Source organism: Synechococcus sp. BA-120 BA3 (assembly GCF_034931285.1).
GTDB lineage: Bacteria > Cyanobacteriota > Cyanobacteriia > PCC-6307 > Cyanobiaceae > Cyanobium.
On record NZ_JAYGHZ010000074.1, the window covers coordinates 1 to 6,535 of the forward strand.

At 69.7% G+C, this 6,535-nt stretch carries 7 protein-coding genes and 1 pseudogene; 5 read left to right on the plus strand and 3 right to left on the minus strand.

Annotation, left to right across the window (positions count from 1 at the left end):
* The 4 genes from VB737_RS04875 to VB737_RS04890 form a co-directional block, all read left to right on the plus strand.
* Positions 1-825: DUF952 domain-containing protein (locus VB737_RS04875; protein WP_500311615.1), on the plus strand; the 825-nt coding region annotated here is incomplete at its 5' end.
* A gap of 5 nt (positions 826-830) precedes the next feature.
* Positions 831-1,331 carry a hypothetical protein gene (locus tag VB737_RS04880; RefSeq protein WP_500311617.1) on the plus strand — a complete coding sequence of 167 codons (501 nt, stop codon included), beginning with the start codon at positions 831-833 and terminating at the stop codon, positions 1,329-1,331.
* 33 nt (positions 1,332-1,364) lie between these two features.
* Positions 1,365-2,954 (plus strand): M10 family metallopeptidase C-terminal domain-containing protein, encoded by a 1,590-nt coding sequence (locus tag VB737_RS04885; protein ID WP_500311619.1) that lies wholly within the window; start codon positions 1,365-1,367, stop codon positions 2,952-2,954.
* Positions 2,955-3,020: 66 nt separating this feature from the next.
* Positions 3,021-4,085 (plus strand): endonuclease/exonuclease/phosphatase family protein, encoded by a 1,065-nt coding sequence (locus tag VB737_RS04890; protein ID WP_500311621.1) that lies wholly within the window; start codon positions 3,021-3,023, stop codon positions 4,083-4,085.
* On the opposite strand, the gene VB737_RS04895 is transcribed toward VB737_RS04890, so the two are convergent.
* The 3 genes and pseudogenes from VB737_RS04895 to VB737_RS04905 all read right to left on the minus strand — a co-directional run bounded on the left by VB737_RS04895 (position 4,052) and on the right by VB737_RS04905 (position 6,102).
* Positions 4,052-4,240 (minus strand): DUF2256 domain-containing protein, encoded by a 189-nt coding sequence (locus tag VB737_RS04895; protein ID WP_500311623.1) that lies wholly within the window; start codon positions 4,238-4,240, stop codon positions 4,052-4,054. The two genes, VB737_RS04890 and VB737_RS04895, sit on opposite strands and share 34 nt — an antisense overlap.
* A gap of 181 nt (positions 4,241-4,421) precedes the next feature.
* Positions 4,422-5,405 (minus strand): N-acetylmuramoyl-L-alanine amidase-like domain-containing protein, encoded by a 984-nt coding sequence (locus VB737_RS04900; protein WP_500311624.1) that lies wholly within the window; start codon positions 5,403-5,405, stop codon positions 4,422-4,424.
* A 36-nt stretch (positions 5,406-5,441) separates the two neighbouring features.
* Positions 5,442-6,102 (minus strand): annotated as a pseudogene (locus tag VB737_RS04905) (SDR family oxidoreductase).
* A gap of 80 nt (positions 6,103-6,182) precedes the next feature.
* Here VB737_RS04905 and VB737_RS04910 point away from each other — a divergent pair.
* On the plus strand, positions 6,183-6,535 hold a 353-nt coding region (locus VB737_RS04910; RefSeq protein WP_500311626.1), incomplete at its 3' end, for an ATP-binding cassette domain-containing protein.

The window sequence follows — 6,535 nt, forward strand, 5'->3', positions numbered from 1 at the left end:
GGTCCCCACGGGGCCGGCCGGGTGCTGCCGGACAGCCTGGCGGTGATGGCCTGGGCCCTGGAGCGCCACGACCCCGGCGACCTGCGGCGACACGGGGCTGAGGGGGGAGCGGATGGCGCCGCCGCCGGGGAGCGGGCCCGGATCGACGCCCTGATCGCCGAGAACGACGGGGCTTTCAAGCACCACCTCGACCGCTTCAAGTACGCCCACCGCCATCCCGGGGACGACCGGGAGCAGCACCGCTGCGCTGCATTGGCGATCCTGCGGGCCTGGAGCGCCGCCCTGGGGACCGGCGGCTGGCTGGTGGGGGGGCGGGCGTCCCTGGCCGATCTGGCCCTGCTGCCCTTCGTGCGCCAGTTCCGACTCGCCGATCCGGAGGGGTTCGACCAGCTGGGCGATCTGGCGCCGCTGCAGGACTGGTTGCAGCGCTTCCTGCAGGGGGCCGATCTGGCCGCGGTGATGGCCGAGCCCTGGGCGCCACGGCGGCCCTGGCGCTCTGAGCAGTGGATCTACCACCTGGCCCTGGCCGGGGAATGGCGCCAGGCCAAAGCCCGCGGGTTGTACGAGCGCTCGACCCGCGGCCAGTCGCTGCAGGAGGTGGGCTTCATCCATGCCAGCGGGGCCGATCAGGTGGAGGCCACCTTCGACCGCTTCTACACCGATGCGGAGGAGGTGCTGCTGCTGACCATCGACCCCCGGCGCCTGGGCGCGCCGCTGCGCTGGGAGCCCGCCCCGGAGAGCGGCGAATGCTTCCCCCACATCCACGGACCGCTCCCCCTGGAGGCGGTGCTGGCCGCCGAGCCCTTCCCGCCGCCGCCGGCCTGACCCCCATGCTGACGCTGGAGGAGCTGGAGCGGCAGGCACGGGAGCGCAGCCTGCTGCTGCGGCTGCAGGTGCAGGACTTGGCGGGGGTGCGGGGCCTGCGGGTGGCGGTGGCGCGCCCCCGGGCGGAGCAGCCGCCGCTGCTGCTGGGGGAGCTCAAGGGCTGGTGCCTGCCCCTGGCCGATGGCCTGCGGCTCGACACGATGCGGGTGCAGGGGGAGCGGAGCGGAGCCGTGGGACCGCTGATCTGGGCCGCCACCTTCGCCTGGGCCCTGGAGGAGACGCCCTGCCGCTCGGCCCGCCTGCTGGCCATCCGCGATGGGGAGCGCCAGCACCGGCGGCTGCGGCGCTACTTCCGGCGGCTCGGCTTCAGGCCGCTGCGGGAGCTGGGGGGCGGCCCGCTGGATCTGGCCCCGCGGCTGCTGTGGGGTGGGGCGGGCCTGCTGATGCAGGGCGACTGCGACGAAGGACTGCAGCGCAGCGCCCGCTGGCTGACGTCCATCCGGTGACACCTACGTTGGAATCGGGTATCGAGCTGGACCATGGCCACCGCCTCCCTGACCATCAACAACCAGTCGGGAGGCAGCCTCTATTACTACGTCGTCGGGCCAGGATTCAGCGTTCAGCCCATCCCACCCGGCCAGGCCAGCACCCTCTCGCCGGGCCTGAACACCCTGGCCATCGAGGCCGCTCCTCAGATGAGGATCTACGTCTCGAGCACCGCCACGCTGTTCGCCAACCCTGGCCAGGAACCGATCGGCTGGAACACCACAGCGCCCTTCTCCTTCTACGAATACACCATTGATGGCAGCGGCTTTTCCGCTGACATGTCCTACATCGACGACTGGGCCTATCCGATCCAGACCAACATCACCGACAGCAGCGGCAGCATCCACAACTTCGGCTTCCTGGACGCGGCGGCGATCGCCATGGATTTCGCCGCCCTGCCCCCCGGCGGATTCGTCACCAGCGCCGCCTCGGGAAAGGGTGTCGGGACAGCATCGAATCTCTGGGATGCCGCGAACCGGCGATTCGTCGGCCCGATGCGGCTCTGGCAGCAGCAGGTGATCATGGCCAACGCGGTGCAGAACGGGCAACCGGCTTACTGGCCGCCGAACGCTCCCGCGGGCTGGATCCAGTTCCTCGAGCAGGTGCCCTACGGCCCCTCCCCCTTCGGTTACCCCCGCGCCGCCGGCGCCAGCAGCCTGAATCCCCAGCAGACCTATCCCGCCTTCGGCTTTGACTTCTCCACCAACACCTCCTGGAGCGCCATGAATGGCGGTCTGGGGGCGCAGGTGCCCCAGCCCCGGGGGGAACAGCTCTTTGCCGACAACTGGAACGTGTGGAACTACGGCTACACGACGGCCGACCCCAGTGCGGACAAACCGACGCCGAACTATTCCTTTGAATCGAATGCCTACACGTCCATCCTCCGCGCCCAGGCGGGGCGGGAGAAGGCGGCCGGACGACTCCCCGACACGGCCGGAACCTCACCGACAGCGGGCAATCCAAACTTCGTCGGCTTCTACACCGCGTCGAAGGACGATTACTACGGCACCTTCACGGTCGCCGCGATCGCCAATGTCAGCCTCACCATCGGAGCCCTGGCCCCGTCCACCATCGGCACCAGCGCCAATGACGGCATCGTCGGCACCGGCGGACCCGACATCATCTCGGGCGGCTACGGCGCTGACTTGCTGGCTGGAGCCCCTCTGGCACCGAACTGGGCCGCACCGAACAGCTTCCGCGACCTGGCGTTCTTCGCTGTTCCCGGAGCGCCGGCCCAGTGGAGAGGTCTGGTCGGAGGCGGCCGTGACACCTTCGTCTATGTCCGCGCCGACAGCAGCCTGAGCAGCCCGGAGCGACGCGACGTGATCACCGACTTCGCTGCGGACGACAGGATCGACCTCTCGAGGGTCGATGCCGACAGCCGGCAGGCTGGCCTGCAGCCCTTCACCTGGATCGGCGCGAGGGCGTTCTACGGGGTGGCGGGCCAGCTGCGGCTGGAGCAGAACCGCCGGCAGAATCACGCCCTCCTGCAGGGAGATCTCGATGGCAACGGCAGCAGCGACTTCGAAGTGATGTTGATGGGACCGGTCCAGTTCTCGGCCTCCAACCTGATCCTCGCCTGAGCACCTGCAGATTTCATCGGCGGTGGCTACGCCCATGGGGGAGCACCCCCCCTGCCGAGAGAGCCGATGGCCAGTTTCATCCTGATGTGCTGGAACGTGGAGAACCTGTTCCTCCCGGAGGACGACGCCAGCGAGCAGGCGCGCTCCCGTTTTCAGGCCAAGCTGGCCACCCTTGCCTCCGTGATCGACAGCCAGCGGCCGGACGTGCTCGCCCTGCAGGAGATCGGCCCGGCTGGTGCCCTGCAGGCGCTGCAGGCGGCGCTGGCCCACCTGCTGCCCCACGCCCTGGAGGGCGTACCGGATGGCCGGGGCATCCGGGTGGCCTTTCTGTCCCGTTACCCCTTCAGCACCAGCCGCTCGATCGTGGCCTTCCCCGAGATGATCGCCCCGGTCCAGGCCAGGGATCCGGTGTTCGACGATCCGGCCACCCCAGCGGATGAGTCCCTCACCGCCTCCCTGGGGCGTGGCGCCCTGGAGGTGGTGATCGAGATCGAGGGGCACCCGGTGAGGATCATCACGGCCCATTTCAAATCGAAACTGATCTCCTACGCCCGCCAGAACGGGCTGGTGGAGGGCAGCCAGTTCGCCCCGAACGACGAAAACGAGCGCTATCGCTATGCCGCCTACGGCCTCTACCGGCGCACCATCGAAGCGGTGACGCTGCGGGATCGGGTCAACCAGATTCTCTCCAGCTGCGCCGGATCACCAGACCCGGACGAAGGCATGGGTCGCCAGAAGGCGGTGGTGGTCTGCGGTGATCTCAACGATGCGACGGACGCCGCCACCACCCAGATCCTGCAAGGGCCGAGCGGCTCGGAACTGGGCACCGAGGGATTCCGGCGGGGCGACAAGGGCGATGGCTATCGCCTCTGGAACCTGGCGCCGCTGCTCAATGCCGGCCCGAACGGAGAACCCCCGACCGCGTCCCCCTTCAGCCGTCGCTTCCAGGGACGGGGCGAACTGATCGACCACATCCTGGCCAGCCACCGGCTGGTGAATCCCGGCAATATCCCCGTGGCACGCACGGTGCTGGCCGGCGACCATCTGCCGTCGATGTCCGAGACACCCTCCGACCGGGCCGCCGATCCGGGCTCGGATCATGCGGCGCTGGTGGCGGAATTCGAGCTCTGAGCGCCTTCGGAGGGATCCGCACGGGGGCGGTTGCGGCGGCAGCGCTCGGAGCAGTACCGCACCTCCTCCCAGACATCCTTCCACTTCCGGCGCCACTGGAAGGGTCGTCCGCAGACCGGGCAGGTTTTGGAGGGACGATCCTGGTGATGGGGCATCCGGCCACCGGGAGAAGCAGCCAGCCTGCCAAAACCGATGACCTGGCCGCGACACGATGGGGACGTGTCGGATGCCAGCTTCCTGCTCGTGGGCCTGCTGGGCCTGCACGCCCTGTCGAGAGGGGCATCGGCCGACTGTCCGAAGGTGACCGGCGCAGTGGGGCCGGCTGAAGATGCTGATTCAGCCTGGAGCTGTTTCTCGGGTCGACGTCGTCGGGACCCTCACCGCTCCATCGTTCGGCCTCGGCCGCACAATCGCCACCCCGATCACATCCGGCACCCGGGCCGCGTAATTCGCCAAGTTCTCACTGCGGATCACTCCCGCCCCCTCCGCCGCGTGGATCGCATCCACCACCCCGTCGCGCTTCTCCAGGAAGCCCACGTGGGTCACATCCAGCCCCGGCACCTTCGTCACCAGCGCGAAGATGTCGCCGTTGCGCAGTGAGGGCAGCACCCCCGGCAGCGCCGCCAGCGGGATGTAGGCCTGCTCCAACACCAGATCCTTCTCCAGCTCCGTGATGCACTGCTTGTTGCGGGCCAGCTGCATCGGCTTGTAGCTCTTGATGTGGTTGCTCATGAAGTTGAGCGCGACCGTGCGCTTGCTGGCCCCGGGCAGGAACGGGGTGATGTTCACCACGTAGCCGTTGCGCTCGGCCGCCTCGGCCCAGCGACTGAAGTAGTGCTGCCGCCGGCAGTAGTCCACCTCGCCATTGACGTAGCGCAGCCGCCGCACATGCTGCGTGAAGCGCTCCACCCCTTCGTCCTTGGTGTCCACCTTGCGGCTGTTGCTCAGGGCCAGCAACTGCTCCACGAACAGGAAACAGTCGAAGTTGGTGAGATCCAGCACCAGCTGTTCCTTCGGGCCGCCATCGAGGGAGAAGCCCTTGAAGGGGTAGTCGAGGAAGCGGCGCGCCAGCTGCACCAGCGCCTGGTTCATCGGCGCCCAGGCGGTGGCGTCGATCGCCTCCATCGCCAGCAGCCGCGTTTCCCCCACGAATTTCGGTGTCGGATCCCCCAGGGCCACGCCCCCTGGCAGGGGTGGCAACGCCGCCGCCACGCGCGGACTGGCGGGGCTGGCGTGGCGCAGCAGCAGATTGGCGGCCGCGTAGCTGGCTCCGGCGGTGATCAGCACCGTCAACACCAGCAGGAGAGTGGGTTTGCGCATCGAGCCGCCACCGCCGCGGCGACCCTACAGCCGCCGTCAGGCGACGCTGCTCGCCAGCCACTCCCCCAGGCCCACCGCCGGCTGCTGGGGGCTGCTGGTGATCTCGATGATGCGGCCGATGGCGGCCGGGCTCTCCACCGCATCCAGGCACACCCGCGCCACCAGCCGCCGCGGAATGCTGTCGCTCTCCTGCTCATCCGGCCCGCTGTAGCGGATCCCCTCGGCGTCGATCCCCTCCTCGGTTTCCTTCAGCCCACCGGGGCGCACCACCGTCCACTCCAGGCCGCTGGCGGCCAGCCAGCGCTCCCCCACCCCCTTCCACACCAGGATCAGCCCGAAGAGATTCAACGGATGCAGCCAGCGGCCGCTGCACAGGGAGCTCACCAGCACCACCCGCTTGACACCCGCCGCCCTGCAGGCGGTGATCTGGGGACGCATCGCCAGGGCATCCACCTTCAGGGGCCCGGCCAGATCCACCGACGGCCGCGCCCCGGTGGCGATGACCAGGGCGTCGCAGCCCTCCAAGGCCGCCGCCAGGGCCTCCGCATCACCGAGCTCCAGCCGCACCGGCCAGGCCCGGCGGCACGTCCGAGCTGGGCCGCAGGATCGCCTTCACCCGCCAGCCCCGCCCCAGGGCCTCTTCCACCACCCGCCAGCCCGTCTTGCCTGAAGCTCCGGTCACGGCGAGGCAGGTCATGGCAGGGGAAGGGCCGCAGGGTTCGGCCTCCATTCTCGGCGGCGGCGGCCGGCGGTGGGGCTTCTGGGTAGGCTGCGGCCATGGCCGAAATGGTTCTCGAAGTCAGCCACCTCTGCGTGCGGCGCGAGGGGGTCACGGCGGTCGATGACGTCAGCTTCCAGCTGGTGGCCGAGTCCGACACGGCCCTGGTCGGCCCCAACGGGGCCGGCAAGAGCACCCTGGTGCAGGCCATCCTCGGCATCCTGCCCCGCCAGGCCGGCCAGGTGCGCTTCCTGGGCTGCAGCCTGGGCAGCCGCGGCCAGCTGCCCCGTGAGCTGCGGGCCCGGCTCGCCTACCTGCCCCAGACCCTGATCCCCCGGGGCCGCTTCCCGCTCACCGTGGCCGAGTTCGTCGGCCTGGGCTGGGATCCGCCGGGCCTGGCCCTGCCCTGGCT